The sequence below is a fragment of the Macrococcus sp. S115 genome (genome assembly GCF_030067655.1).
In the GTDB taxonomy this organism is placed as follows: Bacteria; Bacillota; Bacilli; order Staphylococcales; family Staphylococcaceae; genus Macrococcoides; species Macrococcoides psychrotolerans.
Genome location: NZ_JASJES010000005.1, coordinates 22,399 through 44,897, shown reverse-complemented (window position 1 = coordinate 44,897; position 22,499 = coordinate 22,399). Strand labels below are relative to the sequence as shown.

Annotated in this window: 24 protein-coding genes, 1 pseudogene and 1 riboswitch; of the genes and pseudogenes, 18 read left to right on the top strand and 7 right to left on the bottom strand. The window is 37.7% G+C overall.

From position 1 onward, the window contains the following. Window positions 1–9 precede the first annotated feature (9 nt). Window positions 10–1,182 carry a phosphopentomutase gene (gene deoB / locus QNJ52_RS07230; protein WP_283722202.1) on the top strand — a complete coding sequence of 391 codons (1,173 nt, stop codon included), beginning with the start codon at window positions 10–12 and terminating at the stop codon, window positions 1,180–1,182. Window positions 1,183–1,232: 50 nt separating this feature from the next. Here deoB and QNJ52_RS07225 read toward each other — a convergent pair whose 3' ends face one another. Further along, window positions 1,233–1,418 (bottom strand): hypothetical protein, encoded by a 186-nt coding sequence (locus QNJ52_RS07225; protein ID WP_120785878.1) that lies wholly within the window; start codon window positions 1,416–1,418, stop codon window positions 1,233–1,235. 139 nt (window positions 1,419–1,557) lie between these two features. Between QNJ52_RS07225 and QNJ52_RS07220 the strand changes: the two genes are divergently transcribed. Continuing rightward, window positions 1,558–2,124, top strand: a complete 567-nt coding sequence (locus tag QNJ52_RS07220; protein WP_283722201.1) for a hypothetical protein — start codon at window positions 1,558–1,560, stop codon at window positions 2,122–2,124. A 55-nt stretch (window positions 2,125–2,179) separates the two neighbouring features. Here the strand turns inward: QNJ52_RS07220 and QNJ52_RS07215 are convergent, their stop codons facing one another. From QNJ52_RS07215 to QNJ52_RS07200, 4 genes and pseudogenes are all read right to left on the bottom strand, one after another. Next, a complete protein-coding gene (locus QNJ52_RS07215; RefSeq protein WP_120785880.1) occupies window positions 2,180–2,665 on the bottom strand; it encodes an S-ribosylhomocysteine lyase in 486 nt (161 codons plus the stop codon). Window positions 2,666–2,676: 11 nt separating this feature from the next. Beyond that, complete coding sequence (locus tag QNJ52_RS07210; RefSeq protein WP_219493218.1) at window positions 2,677–3,822, bottom strand: bifunctional cystathionine gamma-lyase/homocysteine desulfhydrase; 1,146 nt, start codon at window positions 3,820–3,822, stop codon at window positions 2,677–2,679. Window positions 3,823–3,825: 3 nt separating this feature from the next. Further along, window positions 3,826–4,758 (bottom strand): PLP-dependent cysteine synthase family protein, encoded by a 933-nt coding sequence (locus QNJ52_RS07205; RefSeq protein WP_241427522.1) that lies wholly within the window; start codon window positions 4,756–4,758, stop codon window positions 3,826–3,828. A gap of 183 nt (window positions 4,759–4,941) precedes the next feature. Continuing rightward, window positions 4,942–5,238: pseudogene (locus QNJ52_RS07200) on the bottom strand (class I SAM-dependent methyltransferase); the annotation flags it as partial. Between the two features lie 255 nt (window positions 5,239–5,493). Between QNJ52_RS07200 and QNJ52_RS07195 the strand changes: the two are divergent. The 3 genes from QNJ52_RS07195 (at window position 5,494) to ldmS (ending at window position 8,611) form a co-directional block, all read left to right on the top strand. Further along, window positions 5,494–6,000: a GrpB family protein gene (locus tag QNJ52_RS07195; protein ID WP_283722200.1), complete on the top strand. Its 507-nt coding sequence runs from the start codon at window positions 5,494–5,496 to the stop codon at window positions 5,998–6,000. A gap of 69 nt (window positions 6,001–6,069) precedes the next feature. Further along, window positions 6,070–6,166: riboswitch (SAM riboswitch) on the top strand. A gap of 68 nt (window positions 6,167–6,234) precedes the next feature. Beyond that, window positions 6,235–7,431 carry a M20 family metallopeptidase gene (locus QNJ52_RS07190; RefSeq protein WP_120785884.1) on the top strand — a complete coding sequence of 399 codons (1,197 nt, stop codon included), beginning with the start codon at window positions 6,235–6,237 and terminating at the stop codon, window positions 7,429–7,431. Beyond that, on the top strand, window positions 7,418–8,611 hold the full coding sequence (gene ldmS / locus QNJ52_RS07185) for an L-aspartate--L-methionine ligase LdmS (RefSeq protein WP_283722199.1): 1,194 nt from the start codon (window positions 7,418–7,420) through the stop codon (window positions 8,609–8,611). The genes QNJ52_RS07190 and ldmS overlap by 14 nt, the downstream gene beginning before the upstream one ends. Before the next feature lie 106 nt (window positions 8,612–8,717). On the opposite strand, the gene coaW is transcribed toward ldmS, so the two are convergent. After that, window positions 8,718–9,530 (bottom strand): type II pantothenate kinase, encoded by an 813-nt coding sequence (gene coaW, locus QNJ52_RS07180; RefSeq protein WP_120785886.1) that lies wholly within the window; start codon window positions 9,528–9,530, stop codon window positions 8,718–8,720. 143 nt (window positions 9,531–9,673) lie between these two features. Between coaW and QNJ52_RS07175 the strand changes: the two genes are divergently transcribed. The 3 genes from QNJ52_RS07175 to QNJ52_RS07165 all read left to right on the top strand — a co-directional run bounded on the left by QNJ52_RS07175 (window position 9,674) and on the right by QNJ52_RS07165 (window position 12,833). Further along, window positions 9,674–10,489 carry a GNAT family N-acetyltransferase gene (locus QNJ52_RS07175; protein ID WP_283722198.1) on the top strand — a complete coding sequence of 272 codons (816 nt, stop codon included), beginning with the start codon at window positions 9,674–9,676 and terminating at the stop codon, window positions 10,487–10,489. A 90-nt stretch (window positions 10,490–10,579) separates the two neighbouring features. Beyond that, entirely contained in the window at window positions 10,580–11,095 is a 516-nt protein-coding gene (gene rpoE / locus QNJ52_RS07170; RefSeq protein WP_219493209.1) for a DNA-directed RNA polymerase subunit delta, read from the top strand. Between the two features lie 142 nt (window positions 11,096–11,237). Then, window positions 11,238–12,833, top strand: coding sequence for a CTP synthase (locus QNJ52_RS07165; RefSeq protein ID WP_283722197.1), 1,596 nt, complete (start codon window positions 11,238–11,240; stop codon window positions 12,831–12,833). Window positions 12,834–13,073: 240 nt separating this feature from the next. Here the strand turns inward: QNJ52_RS07165 and QNJ52_RS07160 are convergent, their stop codons facing one another. Then, the gene (locus tag QNJ52_RS07160; protein WP_283722196.1) at window positions 13,074–13,577 is read right to left on the bottom strand and encodes a DUF2529 domain-containing protein; all 504 of its coding nucleotides are present in this window, start codon (window positions 13,575–13,577) and stop codon (window positions 13,074–13,076) included. Between the two features lie 57 nt (window positions 13,578–13,634). Between QNJ52_RS07160 and QNJ52_RS07155 the strand changes: the two genes are divergently transcribed. The 10 genes from QNJ52_RS07155 to prmC all read left to right on the top strand — a co-directional run bounded on the left by QNJ52_RS07155 (window position 13,635) and on the right by prmC (window position 22,472). After that, window positions 13,635–13,985, top strand: coding sequence for a response regulator (locus QNJ52_RS07155; RefSeq protein ID WP_283722195.1), 351 nt, complete (start codon window positions 13,635–13,637; stop codon window positions 13,983–13,985). An 87-nt stretch (window positions 13,986–14,072) separates the two neighbouring features. Further along, complete coding sequence (gene fdaB / locus QNJ52_RS07150; RefSeq protein WP_283722194.1) at window positions 14,073–14,930, top strand: class IIb fructose-bisphosphate aldolase FdaB; 858 nt, start codon at window positions 14,073–14,075, stop codon at window positions 14,928–14,930. Between the two features lie 195 nt (window positions 14,931–15,125). Then, window positions 15,126–16,388 carry a UDP-N-acetylglucosamine 1-carboxyvinyltransferase gene (locus QNJ52_RS07145; RefSeq protein ID WP_219493204.1) on the top strand — a complete coding sequence of 421 codons (1,263 nt, stop codon included), beginning with the start codon at window positions 15,126–15,128 and terminating at the stop codon, window positions 16,386–16,388. A 128-nt stretch (window positions 16,389–16,516) separates the two neighbouring features. Continuing rightward, complete coding sequence (locus QNJ52_RS07140; protein ID WP_219493203.1) at window positions 16,517–16,855, top strand: winged helix-turn-helix transcriptional regulator; 339 nt, start codon at window positions 16,517–16,519, stop codon at window positions 16,853–16,855. Between the two features lie 114 nt (window positions 16,856–16,969). Continuing rightward, window positions 16,970–17,947 (top strand): class II fructose-bisphosphatase, encoded by a 978-nt coding sequence (gene glpX, locus QNJ52_RS07135; RefSeq protein ID WP_283722193.1) that lies wholly within the window; start codon window positions 16,970–16,972, stop codon window positions 17,945–17,947. A gap of 241 nt (window positions 17,948–18,188) precedes the next feature. After that, window positions 18,189–19,505, top strand: a complete 1,317-nt coding sequence (rho, locus tag QNJ52_RS07130; RefSeq protein WP_219493200.1) for a transcription termination factor Rho — start codon at window positions 18,189–18,191, stop codon at window positions 19,503–19,505. Between the two features lie 113 nt (window positions 19,506–19,618). After that, complete coding sequence (locus tag QNJ52_RS07125) at window positions 19,619–19,876, top strand: type B 50S ribosomal protein L31 (RefSeq protein WP_086039247.1); 258 nt, start codon at window positions 19,619–19,621, stop codon at window positions 19,874–19,876. 102 nt (window positions 19,877–19,978) lie between these two features. After that, window positions 19,979–20,554, top strand: a complete 576-nt coding sequence (locus QNJ52_RS07120) for a thymidine kinase (RefSeq protein WP_099482257.1) — start codon at window positions 19,979–19,981, stop codon at window positions 20,552–20,554. Window positions 20,555–20,572: 18 nt separating this feature from the next. Beyond that, window positions 20,573–21,649, top strand: a complete 1,077-nt coding sequence (prfA, locus tag QNJ52_RS07115; RefSeq protein WP_283722192.1) for a peptide chain release factor 1 — start codon at window positions 20,573–20,575, stop codon at window positions 21,647–21,649. Next, the gene (prmC, locus tag QNJ52_RS07110) at window positions 21,633–22,472 is read left to right on the top strand and encodes a peptide chain release factor N(5)-glutamine methyltransferase (protein WP_283722191.1); all 840 of its coding nucleotides are present in this window, start codon (window positions 21,633–21,635) and stop codon (window positions 22,470–22,472) included. The genes prfA and prmC overlap by 17 nt, the downstream gene beginning before the upstream one ends. Window positions 22,473–22,499: the final 27 nt, after the last annotated feature.

The window sequence follows — 22,499 nt, the reverse complement described above, 5'->3', positions numbered from 1 at the left end:
AGAGATATTATGACATTTAAAAGAGTGCATCTTATCGTAATGGATTCTGTAGGGATTGGTGAAGCACCAGATGCAGAGAAGTTTGGTGATACTGGGAGCCATACTTTAAAACATACGTTAGAAGGATATGCAGGGAAATTACCGAACTTAGAAAAGTTAGGATTAGGTAATATTGCACCACTTCCGGTCGTAAAAAAAGTCGATAAACCAGGAGCATACTATACGAAATTATCGGAAGCATCTGTAGGAAAAGATACGATGACAGGTCATTGGGAGATCATGGGTCTGAATATCGATCAACCATTCAAAGTATATCCGGATGGCTTCCCTAAAGAGCTTGTTACAGCTATTGAAGAAATGACAGGACGAAAAGTCGTAGCTAATAAACCAGCATCAGGAACAGCGATTATTGATGAGTGGGGCGAACACCAGATGGAAACAGGTGACTTAATCGTCTATACTTCAGCTGACCCGGTACTGCAAATTGCTGCACACGAAGAGATTATCCCGCTTGAAGAACTCTATGAGATTTGTGAGAAAGTCCGTGAATATACGAAAGACCCGAAATATTTAATTGGGCGCATTATTGCACGCCCATATGTAGGTGAACCAGGGAATTTCACGAGAACATCAAATCGTCATGACTATGCATTAAAACCATTTGGACGTACAGTGATGAATGAACTTCAAGATGCAGGGCGTGATGTTATCGCAATCGGTAAGATCAATGACATCTATGATGGTGAAGGTGTAACGAAGTCCATCCGAACGAAAGATAATATGGATGGTATGGATAAATTATTAGAAGTTGTGAAGTCTGACTTTGATGGAATAAGCTTCCTGAACCTAGTGGACTTTGATGCATTGTATGGACATCGTCGTGATAAAGAAGGTTATATGAATGCAATTAAAGCATTTGATGATAGACTAGGTGAATTATTAGAAGCGTTAAGAGAAGATGATTTACTCATTATTACGGCAGACCATGGTAACGACCCTACAATGCCGGGAACAGATCATACAAGAGAATATGTACCGCTACTCATGTATAGTAAACAGTTTGATGGTGGTCGTGAATTAGAATCGCATACTACATTCGCTTCAATTGGTGCGACGATTGCTGATAACTTTGGTGTTGAATTGCCGGAGTTTGGTGAGAGTTATTTGGAAGAATTGAAGTAAGAATTAGAGGATGGAAGAGGAGTAGGTATCTCAGATACCTACTCCTTTTATTATTGAACAACTTGTCTTTCGATATAACTGATTGCTAGTGATAGTTTTTCTAGAAGTTGTTTATTGATATTTTTATATTCATTCAGATGCTTATAAGCTTGATTATTATATTTAGCATATAATTCAATTGCATCTTCAAGTCCATATAAGAGTATTAAATTTATACGTTCCTTCTCTGTAAACATATTATCATCTCCATTATTTATTGAGGGAAAATTAATTTAACGCAAAATAATATTTGTGTGACGGTGTAATTTATTGTATTTATGCATTACCTAAGCGAAATGGGGTATAAGAATAAAAAGTATAAAGGAGCTAATACATATGAAATATAAACAAACAATTGGTGCTGCTATCTTTGCTGCAGCAAGTGGTGCGCTCTATTATTTTTTAACGAAGAATCAAGGTGATACTATGGATAAGAAACAAAGTAAGAATGTTGAGCTAGTTAAACCTGGAGCTGTATCAGCTGATGTAGCAGATAAAGCGTTTATGATGCCTCATTTTATGATAAAGAATTTAGTGGCAACGCATAATGAACATGGTATTTCATTTAGATTAGATTATAAAATTGATCGAATATTATATGATTATTTAATGCATAATACTCCCCACTATCGCTTTAGATTTACGTTACCAAATGAGTTGAAGTTTTTATTTGAAGGTAATGGAACAGAGAAGGTTTTAGGAGAACTTGTATACGGTACTGGTGAGAAGACGGACTATAGTGTTACTTTTAATTTTAAGAAGCATGATGATGTGTCGCTTGATAAGATAGAGAAGATTAATGAAGCAACTGGTCCATATCACTTGGATATTGTAGATGAACAGCTTAATGTTTTAAATGAATATGATGATGTATATGCAGCTACAAATTTAATAAGATTTTAAAAATAAGTGGCACACATGAAGTTTCATGTGTGCCACTTATTGATATATCAATTAATTATGCTTGTGGTTCTTTTCCAGGCTGATAAATTACATGCCATCTGTCTTTTTTAGATAGCATTTCCTGTGCGATTGCTTTTGCACCTTCTAAAGAATGACTCGCTGCCCAGCCACATTGCACTTCATTACAAGCAGGGACTTCATCAGCTGCTAATACATCATTCAAAGTGTTTTCTAATATTGCTAACACATCTTCATAGTTATCGTGATTGATAAGTGAAACGTAGAAGCCAGTCTGACATCCCATAGGAGAGATGTCTACTACTTTATCTGTATGATTACGGATGTTTTCAGCCATTAAATGTTCTAATGAATGAAGTGCAGGCATCTCCATGTGTTCTTTATTTGGTTGTTTGAAACGAATATCATATTTATGAATTACATCACCATTGATACCTTCTTTGATACCCGCTAATCGTACGAATGGTGCATCGACGATCGTGTGGTCTAAGTTGAAACTTTCAACGTTCATTTTTTTAGTCATAAGCGTCACTCCTAATTTAATTGTTTAAATGCTTGTTCTAAGTCTGCAATTAAGTCTTCACTATCCTCAATACCCACAGAGATTCGAACTAAACCGTCTGTAATACCAAGTTCAAGGCGACGTTCTCTAGGGATCGAAGCATGAGTCATCTGGCTCGGGACAGAAATTAAACTTTCTACTGCACCCAAAGATTCTGCTAAAGTGAAATATTTCGTTGCTTTTACTAAGTTTTCGGCATTTTCTTTAGATCCTACATCAAATGATACCATTCCACCGTAACCTTTGCTTTGTGATTCGTGAATTTTCTTATCTTGTTCATCAAGCAAGACAGGATGGAAGATATTTGTTACGGCACTTTGTTTTTGGAGGAATTCGATGATTTTTAATGTTGAGTGTTCTGTTTGTTCCATTCGAATTGCAAGTGTCTTAATACCGCGCACAAGTAAGAAACTATCTTGAGGTCCAAGTATACCACCTACGGAATTCTGTATAAAGCCAACTGATTCAGAAAGCTCAGGTGTGCGTGTTACAACCAGTCCGGCTACAACATCGCTATGTCCGCCGATATATTTCGTTGCTGAATGAAGTACAATATCTGCACCAAGTTCAAGTGGATTCTGGAAGTAAGGTGTCATAAATGTATTGTCTACAACAGAAATTAAGTTATGTGCTTTAGAGATTTCAACCATTTTGCGAATATCCGTTACATTAAGTAATGGATTGGTAGGAGTTTCGATATAAAGCATCTTAGTATTCTCATTGATTGCCGCTTCAACTGCTTCGATATCGGTTGTGTCAACGAATGTTGATTTAATACCGATGCGTTCGAAGACTTTTGTGAAGACGCGATAAGTTCCGCCGTATACATCGCTACCAACAACGATATGATCGCCAGCATTGAGTAACATGATTACAGAAGATATTGCAGCCATACCTGAACCAAATGCAAAGCCAGCATCACCTGATTCCAAGTCACTGATTAATGATTCTAATGCTGTACGTGTTGGATTCGCTGAACGAGAATATTCATAGCCTTGACGCATATTCCCGATGCCATCTTGTTTGTAGGTACTTGTTTGGTAAATTGGAGGGTTTACAGCTCCAGTGTATTCATCTATTGTATTTCCACCATGAATCATCATTGTTTTCTTTTGCATAATCTATTCTCCTTTAATATCAAATATTTGTTGTGATAAGTATCGCTCAGCTGCATCAGGGAATATTACGACGATATTGCTATCAGTCATATTTTCTTGGGTTTTAAGTGCGGCATGTAGCGCGGCTCCGCTTGAAGAACCGACAAGCAGACCTTCTTTTTGGGCAAGTTCTGAGACACGTGTAAAGGCATCGATATCAGAAATTGTTTCAACGGCATCGATTAAATCTTTATCTAAGAACACGGGCCATTTTTCAACGCCGATGCCTTCTGTGCGGTGACTACCAGATTCTCCACCATTTAATATCGAACCTTCAGGCTCTACGATAACGCGATGACTTTCTTTGAAGTGCTTTGCAAGACCTGTAAATGTTCCTCCACTGCCTGCACCAGCAACGATTGCATCAACCTTCCCAGCATCTCTTTTTATCTCCTTTGCCAGTTTATCGTAGCTTGAAGGATTATCTGCTGATTCAAATTGATTTGTATAGAATGCACCGGTTTCTTGAGCGAATTTCAGCGCTTCTTCGCGTGCGAAGAGCATTCCTTTTTCTGTAGGGGTATTTACGATTTCAGCCCCTAATGCATGCATGATGCTTTGTTTTTCGATGCTGAATTTCTCGGGAACATAGACATGTAGCTTTAATCCATACTGTTGACAGATGAGTGCAAGACCAATTCCTGTATTACCAGCTGTAGCTTCAACAACTGTACCGTTTTGAATATCACCACGAAGTAAAGCCTGTTCTAAAATGTTGACACCCAGTCTGTCTTTTACAGAGCCGCCCAGATTATAGAACTCAAGTTTTGCAAATAGACGGTTTCCTTTATTCAGTGGAAAATGCTTAAGTTCCACTAGCGGTGTATTACCGATTAAATCAGCAGGAGTTTTTACTTTTTTTTTAGTTAATATTTGAAGATGAGCGAAACGATTCATCTGAGTGGATTGATAATCAAATCCCAAGCCGTTGGCAATCTCTTCCATTGTCTCCTTTAATGGATAATATTCTCTTTCCAGATCTTCGACAAGATTATGGTAACCTCGTGCGTCATAATGTGATTTAATCTGTTCTTTTTCATCTAAGGAATTGAACATTGTGTCCAATATAATGATGTTTCCATCTTCGGAGAGAAGCGGCTTATAAAGGGCAATCGCTTCTTTCTTTTCTTTATCTGTAAGGTGGTGAAAAGCAAAAGAAGAAATAAATGTATCTGTTTCTCTAGCATTGAAGTTCAGGAAATCGCCACGTTCGAACGTAATACCTGTCTTAGCCTCACCTAACTTTGTCATATCAATACTTGGTTCTACAGCCTGTACGTCCAATCCGCGCTGTAATAACATGTTTGTTAAATTCCCAGTTCCAGGACCAAATTCTGTTACGCGTTTTCCTGCGTGTTTTGTTGCTTCTTCTATCATAAAATCATAGTTTGAGAATACATCTTTATATTCGGGATTTTGTCCTGTTACAGCATCATCATAATCTGATGCCCATGCTTTAAAGATGTCCATAAAAGGTAAACTCATCGGTACACTCCTAATATTATTATTCTTATCAGATAACTCGGGATTAATAATATCATGAATTTATTATTTACTCAATATAATAGTTTGTGAATTTGTGTGCAAAGAAGTATAATATTTTAAAATGTATCTAAAGAAGGAGGGGAAAGGATGAAACAAGTGATGATAGTACCTTACGATAGTATATGGCAGCACCTTTATATAGGCGAAAAGAAAAGAGTGCTTCAGAAGTTAAAAAATATTAGTGCGATTCATCATATTGGGTCTACTGCGGTACCAGGTATGGACGCACGTGCGACGATAGATATTGCTGTAGAGGTGAAGCATGATATTGAAGAACTAAAGTTAGCTGAACTTGGATATCATTTAATCTGTAAAGAAGTATGTTATAAAGTATATGCTACAAAGGATCATCAATTTCATCTTTTTGTGTATAAAGAGGCAGATGAAGAATTATTGAAACGCATTAAGTTAAGAGATTATTTTCGAACATTTTCAAGTGAGAGAGATCGTTATAGTGCGTTCAAATGGGAACTTGCAAGAATTTATCCTTTTGATTTCTCTTCGTATAAAAAGGCGCGGGACATCTTCTTGACTGTAATTGAAGTTAAAGCGATGAACTGGAACGGATCGAACGAAGTACAGATATTCGGATAATATCTGAAAAATAAGTTATCTTATTGACAATCATGCTTTAAAGCTCTAATATAATTGATAACAATTAAACACTTATCGAGACGGACGGAGGGACAGGCCCGCTGATGTCCAGCAACCTGCAATATGTAAGGTGCTAATTCCTGCAGCTTATGCTGACAGATAAGACGTATAGACATCCTTATCTGAGGGTGTCTTTTTTATTAAGTGGACTTAATTGAATTTAATTAAGGGGTAATGACGATGAATGAACAAAATGTACTTAACTATATTGAATATAATAAAGAGGAATTTATTAAAATAAGCCACCAGATTCACGAACGCCCGGAACTTGGAAACGAAGAGTATTTTGCGTCTAGTTTACTCATCAAGACTTTATATAACGAAGGATTCACAATTGAGCGTGATATCGCAGGCCACGAGACAGGATTCATTGCGACATTTGAAAGTGAACATGAAGGACCGACGATTGCATTCTTAGCGGAATACGATGCTCTGCCTGGACTTGGTCATGCATGCGGACATAATATTATCGGAACATCAAGTGTGCTTGCAGGCGTGAGCATTAAAGAATATGTTGAAACGCACGGTGGTACGATTAAAGTATTTGGTACACCAGCTGAAGAGGGTGGTGTGAATGGTAGTGCAAAGGCGTCGTATGTTAAAGCTGGATTATTCTCTGAGTGCGATGTTGCTTTGATGATACATCCAGGACACGAGTCATATCGTACGGTGCCTACACTTGCTGTAGATGTATTTGAAGTCGAGTTCTTCGGTAAGACCGCACATGCTTCTGAGAATGCTCATAATGGGATTAACGCACTGGACGCAATGATCAGTTTCTTTAACGGGATTGCGCAGCTTCGTCAGCATATTCGAAAATCTGATAAAGTACATGGTGTAATATTGGATGGCGGCAAGAGCGCGAATATTATCCCGGATTACACAAAGGCAAGATTCTACACGCGCGCAATGAGTCGCAAGGAACTAGATGTGTTAACCGGCAAAGTTGAACGTGTTGCTGAAGGTGCTGCACTTACTGCGGGTGCAGAGTATAAGCTGAATCACATTCAAAATGGAGTAAATGAATTTATTCGAAATGATTTGTTAGATGATCTATTTGAACGTCATGCTAAAAAGCACAATGAGGTAATATTACATGATGATTTTGGTTTTGGATCAACAGATACAGGGAATGTGAGTCATGTTATCCCAACAATTCATCCGCATATAAAAATTGGGCCTTCAAGCCTAGTAGGGCATACTGTTGAATTTAAAGATGCTGCTGGTAGTGCACATGGAGATCATGCACTGATTCAAGGTGCTAAAATAATGGCGACGATGGCATTAGAACTCATTGATAATCCGGATGAATTAAAAGCGATAAAAAATTTACATACAGTGTTGAAGGGGAAAGTCTATGACCACCAATAAATTAAATATTTCACTTACGATGCGTGATCTGTATGGTGATAATGTGCTTTACACATCACGACCAAGCTATGGTTTTAATCCGTGGCTACAGCCTGAAGAACATCAGTCGAATTTATTAAGTGCCAGAGAATTAATCATTGCAGAGATGCCTGTTATTGTTCATAAAGCAACGGTAACTGAGAAGACATGTGAATTATTTGGCGCAGCGGGAGTAGCGATGCCCAAAACATATATCACGTATGAAACACGTGAAGAGTATGAAAAGGCTTTAAAAGAATATGCCGAGACAGGAAAGATATTCTTCCAATATGCGCACGAGACTGATATTGTGGACAATGATGATTATGTTGTACCACGAGACATATTTTTAGATTTAAACAACAAATCACTCATCCATAAATGGACGGGTGGAGAGTATCTTCCAAAACGCGAAATTGTAAAAATTGATGATTTCCAAACACGTGTACGTGAATGGACGCTTCCTTTTGTTGTTAAGCCGGGTGACGAACATCCGACAGCAGGTGGATATGGTGTGATGCTATGTTATACAGAAGATGATGTGGAAAGTTCGATAAAACGCGTGCAGGCGGCAAGTGGTACCGAGCAGTTGATTATCGAACAATTTGTTGAACCTATTAAAAATTACTGCGTACAATATGCGTATAGCGAAGAGAAGGGCATCACATTTTTGGGTGCATCGCTTCAGATGGTAGAAAAATACGGTAAATACAGAGGTAATACAACAGATAGGAATGTACCTGTATCTGTAATTGAAGCCGGTAGAAAGATTATGAAGAATGGTGTCGATGCGGGCTATAAAGGGATTGCAGGATTTGATATATTAGTAGATAAAGATGATAATCTGTTTGCAATTGATTTAAACTTCAGACAAAATGGATCAAGTTCATTATTGTTACTGGATGATGTACTAAAAGGGGACTATAAAAAGTTCCTTGCCTATTACTCTGATGGTGATAATGCAGCATTCTATGAAACAATTTTAAACGAAGTAAAGAGTGGTAACTTATTCCCATTAGCATATTATGATGGAGATTATAGAGATAAAAATGCTTTCCCGTCACGCTTTATTTGTATATGGTATGGTGATGACGAAGCATTCATCGATCAAAAAGCAAAACAATTTGAACAACGTTTAAAAGGTGAAGTTCATGAAGACTAGAAAAAGTAGTATATTTGCAGCATCGGTAATTAGTGCGACATTGCTGCCGATGCTTGTAAGTTTAATAAAGGTGCTTAAAAAATAACGTAAAGGCTAAGCCTTTACGTTATTTTTCATCCATCAACCTAAGTGTGCCCACAGCACCTGAATATTCTCCGTTTTCGATAAAGTAAGGTTTGAAGTTACGTAATTTAGTATAATTTACGACGATATCCTGCAATAATTTGTTGTCCAGAAAACTAGAACCGATGTAAACAACATATTCTGCTCCAAATTCTCTAGCTGCATGGATAGATACTGTCGTCACTGTTTCTCCAACGATTCCGAGGACAGAAGCAATCTTATCTGCATCTGTAAAGCTTTCGGTGTCTTTGTTGTGAAGTACGTTCCCGAAGTTAGCGGCTGTAAGCTCGCCTGGAATGGGTGTTTTATCACCTTTATAAATATGTTTTACTTTAAGATCGATAATATCGCGATTACCAGCTCTAGCTGTTGTAACGATATCTGCAAAATCTTCTTTCCCAGTCAGTAAGTATGAAAGTCCCATCATCATACCTCCACCTGCACCTGTTCCGCCTGCACGAATTTGTTTATTCTCATCAACAAAGTGGATGGAAGTTCCTGTGCCTACATTGCTGAATACAAATTTATCGAGATACATATTATTTTCATCTAAAAAGGATTGAATCCCTTTAAATGTCGCATCAAACTCAATTGATTGAAATGCATCATGTGAAATAAGACTATTTAAATAAGTGGCTTTTCCGCCTGTTAGAGCTACTTGTGCATCTGGCATAGTGTTAAGCCATGCTGCAACGCGTTCAATGTCTGTAGATTGTTCTTTTTTATATGTAAATGTATCGTTTTCAAGGATAGCAATTTTGATTAAGGTACCACCTGCATCGATTCCTATTTTCATCATAAACCTCACATTTTTTATTTTATCTTATCATATAAGGTGATGCTTAGCAGTCAAAAAATAAACTTTCATGTTCTAATATTTAAAAAATGGGTAAAATATATTTAACAAAATAAATTGCAATGTACGGAGGCAAAGAGATAATGGAATTCTTAGGTTCTAAAATTAAAATTGTACAGTATAGAGAAGACTATCGTGAGGCATTAGACCAGTTCGAATTAACAGAGCGTCAAATGATTTATTCTTCTTTACCGAAAGAGGTATTAGATGAAGGGTTGATGGATCCGGATCGTAGACCGTGTGTTGTGCTTAATCGTGACGAAGAGGTTGTAGGGTTCTTTGTGTTGCATCAGCATTATCAACATGAAGGATATGATACGCCGATTAATGCAGTATATGTCCGTAGCTTATCAATCAACAATAAGTTGCAAGGTCATGGCTATGGCACTGAAATTATGATGAATATTCCTGAATTTGTACAAAGTGTATTTCCGGATTTCGATCAACTCTTCCTAGTAGTTGATGCAGAGAATCAGGCTGCATGGAATCTATATGAACGTGCCGGTTTTCTTCATTTAGCGACGAATCCTGAAGGGCCAATCGGAAAAGAGCGTCTCTATTATCTAGATTTAGGTGCCGATTATGTTTCGAAGCTACGACTCATTAAAGACGAAGAGGTTATTCGCCTTGAAAGAGATGGTCAGTTTGTTGGAGAAATTGAATATACAATTGAAGATACTACAGCTCACCTCGTATCGTTTAATATACAGCAAGATGCAGACGTTATTAAACAAAATGTATTGAGACAAATCGCTACTTTCCTTCGTCGTAATTTTGAAGCAGTAGATAAAATTGAGATCGATGTGTCAGGTGATGATGCCGCGCTTTATTTAAGTAATAACTTTGTAGCGATGGATACAGCAAATACACAAGTATTAACGAAGTTAATTAAATATTAATAGAGAAATTTTGAATAATTATTGCGCTTTTTGGAAGTAATTTGTTATGATGTAGTATAAACACTTTAGAGTTCTGAAAGGACGAATATAATGAAAATCTCTGAATATACTAAAGAAATGATGGACGAAAATTCTTTTATCGACTTAGCTTACATGGCTTTAAGCGAAAAAGGTAAAGAAGTAAACTTATACGAATTAATCGATGAGTTTAAAGCCATCGGGAATTATTCTGATGAAGCAGTAGAAACGCGTGTCGTACAATTCTATACAGACTTAAACACAGATGGTAGATTCTTATCTACTGGTGAATATATGTGGGGTCTGCGTGACTGGTATTCAGTGGACGATATTGAAGAAAAGATTGCACCAACTGTTCAGAAGTTTGATATTTTAGATGAAGAAGACGAAGATTCACCGAAGATCGCCTTATTAGGTGAGGATGAAGTGGAAGATGAACTTGATCTATTACCGACTGATGGTGACGAGGAAAATGTTGACACTGAAGATGAAGAAGTGGAAGATGAATTAGATGAGGCAGGTCTTGTTGTTGAACCGGATGAAGAATTCGAAGAAGAAGAAGACGAATTTGAAGACGAGGAAGAATAATCATAGTTGACAATCTTCTTAAAAATGATTATTATTTTACTTGGGCTCCTTAATTTAAGGACGAACGTATAAACTATACGCTCCCAATGTACTTACTGTGCATGGGAGCGTTTTTTATTATTTTAATTTCCAGGAGGTAAACATGACAAAATTTATATTTGTAACAGGTGGCGTTGTTTCATCATTAGGTAAAGGGATTACGGCAGCAAGTTTAGGTCGTTTATTAAAGAATAGAGGACTTAAAGTCACGATTCAGAAATTTGATCCATATTTAAATGTTGATCCAGGTACGATGAGTCCTTATCAGCATGGAGAAGTATTCGTAACAGATGATGGAGCTGAGACTGACCTTGATTTAGGGCATTACGAGCGTTTTATCGATATCAATTTAAATCAGTATTCTAACGTAACTGCAGGACGTGTGTATTCTCATGTATTAAAGAAAGAACGTCGTGGAGATTATTTAGGTGGTACTGTTCAGGTTATCCCTCATATTACAAATGAAATTAAGTCACGTTTACTGCTTGCGGGGGAATCTACGAAAGCTGATGTTGTCATTACTGAAATTGGTGGTACAACAGGAGATATTGAGTCATTACCATTTATCGAGTCTATCAGACAGATTAAAAGTGACTTAGGTCGTGAGAATGTAATGTACATTCACTGTACTTTACTGCCGTACATTAAAGCAGCTGGTGAAATGAAAACAAAACCAACTCAACATAGTGTAAAAGAACTTCGTGGATTAGGAATTCAGCCAGATATGATTGTTGTGCGTACAGAATATGAAATGATGGAAGATTTACGTGATAAAATTGCGTTATTCTGTGACATTGATAAAAAATCAGTAATTGAATGTCGCGACGCAGATACGCTATATCAAATTCCTGTAGCATTACAAGCACAGCATATGGATGATCTTGTAATCGAGCGTCTAGGACTTGAAGCAAGTGGAGAAGCAGATCTTACAGAATGGAATAAACTTTTGGACACTGTGCGTAACCTAGAAGGCAAAGTTAAAATTGCATTAGTAGGTAAATACGTGGCGCTTCAGGATGCATATCTTTCAGTTGCTGAGGCATTAAAACATGCGGGATATGAATTTGGAAAAGACATCGAAATCGATTGGATTAACTCAGAAGATTTAGATGTAACAAACTATAAAGAACGTTTACAAGATGCTGATGGTATATTAGTACCGGGTGGATTTGGTGAACGTGGTATTGAAGGTAAAATTCTTGCGACGCAATACGCACGTGAAAACAACGTGCCATTCTTAGGTATTTGTTTAGGGATGCAGTTAGCAACAGTTGAGTTTGCACGTAATGTTGTTGGCTTAAAAGACGCACATTCATCAGAACTTGATCCAAACACGCCTTATCCAGTTATTGCATTATTGCCTGATCAGAAAGATGTTGTTGATTTAGGTGGAACATTAAGATTAGGCTTATATCCATGTGAACTAAAAGAAGGAACAAGAGCACATGCTGCTTATGGTACAACGCATGTTGATGAACGCCACCGTCATCGTTATGAGTTTAACAATGAATTCCGTGAGCGATTAGAAGAAAAAGGATTAGTGTTCTCAGGTTTATCTCCGGATGGACGTTTAGTGGAAATCGTTGAAATTCCTGACCATAAATGGTTCGTGGCATGTCAATTCCACCCGGAATTTTTATCTCGTCCAATGAAACCTCAGAAATTATTCAAAGGATTCATTGAAGCTGCGATTCAATAGAGAGGTTATCATGTGAGCGATAAGTCTTGAACAAAATCCCGAATGGGCACCAAAGAAACGCATCTTGTTTCAGGTGCCCGTTGGATTTTGCTTGAGAGACTGCTCCCATGATACCGTTAAGAGGTTATCATGTGAGCGATAAGTCTTGAACAAGATTCTAAATGGTGTGATAGCGTCCGAATAGAAGCTGGTAAATACAAATTTGAAACGCCCGAACAGACAACTGTTCGGGCGTTTATGCTATGCTTCCTCTTCTTCAACTAACATTTCATACATGACATTATAAATGCCGTAGTATATAAAGTTCATCGCCATCATATGAGGCGTAATAATTCGACTGAAGTTTTCGGTTGGTACGAGGGCACGTGGAGTACTTAAATCGATAAAGTTCATCACATCTATACGTTCATCTTTATTACATACAAGAACGAAATCGATATCTTTTTCCTTCAGCATCGTAATAAATTCATGACAATCTTCATCGTACGTGTCGCTCATCACTAAAATGCGGTCCGTATGATCGATTAGCGATTCAGTAATAAATTTTTCTGAGTCAAATAATCTTTCTTTGCTTTCTACAGCAAAGTCTTCGAAATGTTTAAGATCGCCAAATCCTTTAACATATATTTTTCCCTGACCGACAACAGCTTGTGCAAGCAGTCGTGCTGCAATATCAATTTCTACTTCTTGCGCTTCTATTTTTTTAAAGATACCATTGAGTTGTGTATTAAATATTTTGAACATATTAAACCTACTTTCAAGAAATGATTGACTATATCATAACATACTGGGAGATAACCGATGAAAATACTCATAGTAGATGACGAAATAAATATTCGATTGTTATTTAAAGAAATATTGTCTATTCAAGGTATAGAAGCTGATGAAGCAGAGCATGGTAAAAAGGGACTTGAAATGGTGATAGTTAACGATTATGACATTATATTTTTAGATCGACGGATGCCTGTAATGTCGGGGGAAGAAACATTGAGAGAAATGAGAAAATATACTGATAGACCAATCTACTTAATCTCTGCCTTCCAGACAAACGAACAAATTAAAGGACTTAAAAGTCGTGGCGCATCAGGAATACTGATGAAACCGTTTACTATTGAAGAAGTTATGAATATTGTGCGAAAATACACAAAGTAGCCACCTTTATAAATGCAAACACAGGACGATAGTGCTATACTAAATCTATAAAATTAGTGCCTAACGCACACAAGGAGGATATTATCCATGCCATTAGTTTCAATGAAAGAAATGTTAATTAAAGCTAAAGAAGGTGGTTATGCAGTTGGTCAATACAACCTTAACAACCTTGAGTTCACTCAAGCAATTCTAGGGGCTTCACAAGAAGAGAACGCACCAGTTATCTTAGGTGTATCTGAAGGTGCAGCAAAATACATGGGTGGTTTCTATACGGTAGTTAAGATGGTTGAAGGTTTACTGGAAGATATGAAGATTACAGTTCCTGTGGCAATTCACTTAGACCACGGTTCAAGCTTTGAAAACTGTAAAGCAGCAATCGATGCTGGATTCACTTCAGTAATGATCGATGCTTCTCACCATTCTTTCGAAGAGAACGTTGAAATCACTAAGAAAGTTGTAGAATACGCACATTCTAAAGGTGTATCTGTTGAAGCAGAATTAGGTCGTGTTGGTGGTCAGGAAGACGACGTCGTATCTGATGGTGTTGTATATGCTGATGCTAAAGAATGTCAGGAATTAGTTGAGAAAACTGGTATTGATTGCCTAGCTCCTGCATTAGGTTCAGTTCACGGACCTTACAAAGGTGAACCGAATTTAGGATTTAAAGAAATGGAAGAAATAGGTAATGCTACTGGTTTACCATTAGTATTACACGGTGGTACTGGTATCCCAACGAAAGATATCGAGCGTTCAATTTCGTTAGGAACTGCTAAGATTAACGTAAATACTGAAAACCAAATTGCTTCAGCGAAAGCAGTTCGTGATACATTAAACAATGACCCAGATGTATATGACCCTCGTAAATATTTAGGGCCAGCACGTGAAGCAATTAAAGCAACTGTGATTGGTAAAATTAAAGAATTTGGAACTTCTAATAAAGCATAGTTATATATGTTGATAGAAAGAGCACTCTGAAATTTCGGAGTGCTCTTTTTCTTGACTTTACTTTGTAATCTATCTTATATTAAATTTCTATGGCTTTGCTTTGCATAGAAATGTTAAATTAGTTTATAATAATATAAAATATTGAAATAAGTTAAAGATAAATAATTTGTGATTACAATTAAAGGAGTCCCGAATATGTCACAGGAAGTAATTAAAATCAGAGGCGGTAAACCGTTAAATGGCTCTGTTCAGATAAGTGGTGCAAAAAATAGTGCAGTTGCACTTATTCCAGCTACATTAATGGCGAATGATATTGTGAAATTAGAAGGATTACCTGAAATTTCAGATGTTGTTACATTGATGAGCTTACTAGAAGATCTAAATATAAAGACGGATTTAGATGGAGATACTTTAACGATTGATCCTTCAGAAGCGATTAATATGCCTTTACCGAACCATAAAGTACAGTCTTTACGTGCGTCTTATTATATGATGGGTGCAATGTTAGGGAAATTTAAGAAGTGCATCATTGGACTGCCAGGTGGATGTCCTTTAGGGCCACGTCCTATTGACCAGCATATTAAAGGATTTGAAGCGCTAGGTGCTAAGATTACGAATCAAGCAGGTGGCATGTATCTTGAAGCTGACGAGTTGAAGGGTGCTAAAATTTTCATGGATGTAGTATCGGTAGGTGCTACAATAAATATTATGCTAGCAGCTTCAATGGCAAAGGGTAAAACAGTGATTGAAAATGCTGCAAAAGAGCCTGAAATTGTAGATGTTGCGACGCTCCTTAATAATATGGGTGCTAAAATTCGTGGCGCGGGAACGGATACATTGAAAATTGAAGGTGTTGAAGCGCTTAATGGTACAACACATACGATCATCCCGGATAGAATAGAAGCAGGTACATATATGTGTGCAGCTGCTATGATGGGTGAGGATGTACTTGTAGAAAATATCATTCCACTACATATGGAGCCTTTAACTGCTAAGTTGAGGGAGATGGGCATTACCGTAGAAATTGGTGAAGATTCCGCGCGTATTAAGAAACCAGATACGTACAAACCGGTAACGATTACTACAAATGTGTATCCTGGATTTGCTACGGATCTACAGCAGCCATTTACGCCGTTATTATTTAGAGCGGATGGTCAAAGTATTGTTACTGATACGATATATCCAGCACGCTTTAAACATGTTGAAGAATTAATGAGAATGAATGGCAATATTAAAGAATCTGACGGGACAGCCGCTGTACAAAAATCAAAACTTTCTGGAGCTGAGGTTGCAGCGAGTGATTTACGTGCTGGCGCATGCCTTGTAATCGCAGGCTTATATGCTGATGGTGTAACTACAGTATATAATGTTCGCCATATTGATAGAGGCTATAGTGGTATTGTAGAAAAACTGAAAAAATTAGGCGCGGATATCTGGAGAGAATCTATTGAAGATTAAGACGGTCAGCTGACCGTCTTTATTGTACATTATTGATATAAAAAATATACCTTGGTATAAAATTGTACTTTTTATACTAGATATATTTTTTATATCGTGTTATAATCGAGAGATAAAGAGGTGATATTATGGAAGTTTGTCCATATTTAGAAGAGACGTTTAAAATCCTCGGCAGAAGTTGGAATGGATTATTAATCAATTATTTATCGCGTTCTGAGAATAATGCAGCACATTTCTCGGATATTAAACGTGATTTAAAAACCATTACACCGAGAGCGTTGAGTTTGAAACTTACAGAACTATCTGAGTGGGGCCTTGTAGAGAAGAAAGTCATTTCAACAACGCCTTTATCTATTAAATACGTTTTAACTGACAAAGGTATCTCGTTGTCTGAAGCAATGCATCCTATAGAATCCTGGGCGCAGGAACATCTGGAATTAGAAATTCCGAAAAAAGGCGAAGCTTAAGCCTCGCTTTTTTTGTTGGACTTATCACCTGTATATAATTACAAACTAATAGTATGTAAAATGACGAATTATGTTATACTAATTAAGAAAATTATTGGTGATAGGAGAATGATGATGGAACGTAGTTTATCGATGGAATTAGTCAGAGTAACTGAAGCGGCAGCTTTGAAGAGTGCGAAATGGGTAGGTAAGGGCCTTAAGAATGAAGCGGATGATGCAGCAACAACGGCAATGCGAGAAGTATTTGATACAATTCCGATGGACGGAGTTGTAGTAATCGGGGAAGGTGAAATGGATGAAGCGCCGATGCTTTACATCGGTGAAGAGCTAGGAACAAAAGAAGGGCCGGCGATTGATATTGCGGTAGATCCTTTAGAAGGTACTACTTTAGTAGCTGAAGGTAGCTGGAATGCGATGACGGTACTTGCTGTAGGTGATCGTGGTACATTACTGCATGCTCCTGATATGTATATGGAGAAGATTGCGGTTGGACCCGAGTGTAAAGGTGTTGTTGATATCTCTAAATCAGTAACAGAAAACTTACAGGCGGTAGCAAAAGCTAAAGGCAAAGATGTCTCAGAAGTTACAGCGACATTATTGAATCGTAAGCGTCATGAAGATATTATTAAAGAAATTCGTGAAGCTGGTGCGCGTATTAAATTAATCGAACACGGTGATGTAGCTGGCGCAATCAATACAGCATTTGACTTTACAGGTGTGGATGTATTGTTCGGTTCTGGTGGTGCGCCAGAAGGTGTTATCGCTGCTGTAGGGATTAAAGCGTTAGGCGGGGATTTCCAAGGAATATTATTACCGGAAGACGAAGAACAAGAAGCGCGTTGTCGTACGATGGGTATCGAACCGAATACTGTACTGAAGCTTGATGATATGGTTAAAGGTGACGATGCAATCTTTGCAGCAACTGCTGTGACGGACGGTGAACTGATGAAGGGAGTACAATTTAAAGGTGGGTTTGCTGAAACATACTCACTTGTTATGCGTGCGAAATCAGGAACGGTCCGCTTTATTCAAGGACGACACAGCTTAGAGAAGAAACCGGGATTAGTAATTAAAGATAGCGATAGAATATAATAGAATGACAGAAGTCAAGTAAAGCCCGAATATTGCAGGAGAAGTTTTTCGTTTTCTGTGATATTCGGGTTTTTACATTCCTTACTGTATATGAGTTGTTATATAACAATAAGTAATATTTCTTTGTGATAAACAGAAATCGTGTTAAAATTAATTTGTTTGCCCCTATAAACTCCTTCAATTCCGCTAAATAAATTCTTATAAATATATAAAACAATTTTTAATAGAAATGGGTGTCATTATGCCAGAAAAAATTAGAACAAGTCCGCAATATGAATCTTTTCATGAACTCTACAAAAATCAGACAACGAAAGCTCTAACACAACGTGCAAAAGAATTAGGTCTTGTAAATTACAGTAAACTTAATAAAAAGGAACTCGTGCTTGCCATTATGGAAAAACAGATGGAAAAAGACGGTAATTATTATATGGAAGGTATTCTTGATGATATTCAGCCTGACGGATATGGTTTCTTAAGAACCGTCAATTATTCTAAGGGTGAAAAGGATATTTATATCAGCGCAAGTCAGATTCGTCGTTTTGAAATAAAAAAAGGGGATAAAGTTACTGGAAAAGTGCGTAGACCTAAGGAAAATGAGAAGTATTATGGTTTGCTGCAGGTAGACTTTGTTAATGACCAAAACGCTGAAGAGGTTAAGAAACGTCCGCATTTCCAGGCGTTAACACCACTCTATCCCGATGAGCGCATTCGCCTGGAGACAACGAAAACGGCTTATTCTACGCGTATAATGGACTTAGTTACACCTATTGGGTTCGGCCAGCGTGGAATGATTGTAGCGCCACCTAAAGCAGGTAAGACATCGCTACTTAAAGAAATTGCGAATGCTATTTCAGTTAACCATCCAGATGCAAAACTTTTTATACTATTAATTGGGGAACGTCCTGAAGAAGTTACAGACCTCGAACGTTCAGTTGAAGCTGCCGAAGTAGTGCACTCAACGTTTGACGAGCCTCCTGAACATCACGTGAAAGTTGCTGAGTTACTCCTTGAACGTGCAAAGCGCCTTGTTGAGATTGGTGAAAATGTTATTATTCTTATGGACTCTATAACGCGTCTTGCGCGTGCGTACAACCTTGTTATCCCACCGAGCGGTAGAACGTTGTCAGGTGGTCTTGATCCTGCGAGCCTTCATAAACCAAAAGCATTCTTCGGCGCGGCGCGTAATATCGAAGCTGGGGGAAGTTTGACAATATTATCAACAGCGCTTGTAGAAACAGGGAGCCGCATGGATGATATGATCTATGAAGAATTTAAAGGAACTGGTAACATGGAGTTGATGCTTGATAGAAAGCTAGCTGAAAAACGTGTATATCCAGCGATTGATATTCGACGCAGTTCAACACGTAAGGAAGAGTTGTTACTCGATAAAAATGAGCTTGATATGATATGGCAACTCCGTAATTTGTTTACTGAGAGTCCGGACTTCACCGAACGTTTCTTAAGACGCCTAAAACAAAGTGAATCTAATGAAGATTTCTTTAAGCAATTGGGAGAACGTATGGTTGAAAGTGCGAAGACAGGTAAGCCGATCATATAAATTTATAGTTGCATTCTACACACAATCCATATATAATATGTAAGTATTGACGTGAAAATTATTCACGAATAAACTCTGTTCCGGATGGTTCAGGGCAAAGGAGCTGAAAAATAATGAAACAAGGAATTCATCCTGATTATCACAAAGTAATTTTCTTAGATTCTACTACAGATTTTAAATTCTTAAGTGGGTCTACACGTACTTCAAGTGAAACAATGACATGGGAAGATGGAAACGAATATCCAGTTATCCGTTTAGATATCTCATCTGATTCACACCCATTCTACACAGGACGTCAAAAATTCGCATCTGCGGATGGTCGTGTGGAACGTTTCAACAAAAAGTTCGGATTCAAATCAAGCAACCAATAATTCAAATGATCCCATGGCCAGTTTTGGTTGTGGGATTTTTTATTTTTTATAAACAATTTATGATATAATTAATCGATTATTGTTTATAAAGGTGGCATTTAAATGTATGAGCATTACCATTCAGGTTGGATAGAATGTGTTACAGGAAGTATGTTTAGTGGGAAAAGTGAAGAGTTAATTCGCCGCGTGCGACGTGGACTTTTCGCAAAACAAAAAGTGATTGTATTTAAACCGTCTATAGACGATAGATATAGTGAACTGGAAGTTGTATCACACAACGGCAATAAAGTAGAAGCTGTAAATGTGCATCATTCATCAGAAATATTAGAACATGTAAAAGAGACGCATGATATTATAGCGATAGATGAAGTGCAGTTCTTTGATAATGATATCGTAGGTGTTGCAACACAGCTTGCAGAAGAAGGATATAGAGTGATTGTTGCCGGACTAGATATGGACTTTAGGGGTGTTCCGTTTGAGCCGGTGCCAGAACTCATGGCGGTTAGCGAACATGTGACGAAACTTCAGGCTGTTTGCAGTGTATGTGGAGCACCTAGCTCCCGTACGCAGCGATTAATAGATGGTGTGCCCGCCAAGTTCGATGATCCGATTATACTTGTTGGTGCAAAGGAAAGTTATGAACCAAGATGTAGGGAACATCATGTTGTACCTAAATAAAATTTAAAGGAGAATGTTATGTTTGATCAGTTAGAAATTGTAGAACAGCGTTACGAACAATTAAATGAATTATTAAGTGATCCAGATATCGTAAGTGATACCGATAAATTAAGAGAATACTCAAAAGAACAGGCTGACCTTCAGGAAACGGTTGAAGTGTATAGAGGATACAAAGAAGTAAAACAGCAACTTGAAGAAGCATTAGAAATGATGGGTGAAGCCAGTGATGCTGATGAGCAAGAAATGATTAAAGAGGAAATCAATACGTTAAAACCTCAAATTCCTGAACTAGAAGAAAGGATGAAACTATTATTAATCCCTAAAGACCCGATGGATGACAAAAACGTGGTTATGGAGATTCGTGGTGCAGCTGGTGGGGATGAAGCAAATATCTTTGCTGGAGACTTATTCCGTATGTATTCAAGATTTTCAGAAGAACAGGGCTGGAAGATTGAAGTGATGGAAACGAATGAAGCTGATCATGGTGGGTTTAAAGAAATCAGTTTCACAATCATCGGTAAAGGTGTATACAGTAAGTTGAAATTCGAAAATGGAGCACACCGTGTACAACGTATTCCAACAACTGAAAGTGGTGGACGAATACATACGTCTACAGCAACGGTTGCTGTATTACCTGAAGTAGAAGATGTGGAAATTGAGATTCGTCAAGAAGATTTACGTATTGAAACGTACCGTTCATCAGGTTCTGGCGGTCAGCACGTAAATACGACTGACTCAGCAGTACGTATTACGCATATTCCAACAGGGATTGTGGCGACATCTTCTGAGAAATCTCAAATTAAAAACCGTGAAAAAGCATTGAAATTACTTAAAACACGTGTATTTGATGCGAAATTACAAGAAGAACAAGCGAAGTATTCTGAACAACGTAAATCAGCGGTAGGAACAGGTGATCGCTCTGAACGTATTAGAACATATAACTATCCTCAAAATCGTGTAACTGATCATCGTATCGGTTTGACGATTCAAAAATTAGATCAAATTGTTGAGGGTAAATTAGGAGAAATCATCGATGCATTAACAATTGCAGAACAAACGTCTAAGTTAGAAGCATTAAATGATGGCGTACTCTAATTTAAGAAATCTTATTAAAGAAGGAGAAGTAGCGCTTATTAATGCACAAGAGCCAGCTATTGGAGCGACTTTTCTAATGATGGATCTGTTTGCTCTCTCGAGAACAGATATTATGCTAGGTGAACGTCAGTTGAGTGATGAAGAATGTGCGCAATATAAAGAGGGGATTGCGCGGCTTGTTCGGCATGAGCCGCTTGCTCATATTACTGGTTTTCAGATGTTTTATGACCGCAAATTTATGGTGGATGAACGCGTACTCGTTCCTAGACCTGAAACAGAAGAGCTTGTAGCGCTTGCTTTAGCGCATGTATCTCAATCAGACGTTGTTGCAGATATAGGAACTGGAAGTGGTGCGATTGCAGCAACGGTTCAACTAGAAAGTGGATGTACGATGTATGCTTCAGATATTAGTCGGAAAGCGTTGCAAGTAGCGCTGCATAATATTGCGCTCTTAGATGCACGAGTGACATGTTTTGAAGGTGATCTACTTCAACCTATTATTGAAAGAGGGATAAAGCTAGATGCACTGCTATCCAATCCCCCTTATATTAGTAGAGATGAAGTGACAGAGATGAACTTGACCGCGCTCTTTGATCCTGAACTTGCGCTATTTGCAGAAGATGCAGGGCTTGTACTTTATAAACGTATGATTCAAAGTCTCCCGGAAGTTATGAATCAAGGTGCCTTTATTGCGTTTGAAATCGGGCACCGTCAGGCGGATGCACTCACACATTATATTCACGAACATTTTAGTCATTTACACGTCAATATACATAAAGATATTAATGGTAATGATCGAGTGCTATGGTTTAAATGGTGTTAATAAGTTATGCACAATTCTAAAAAGTTA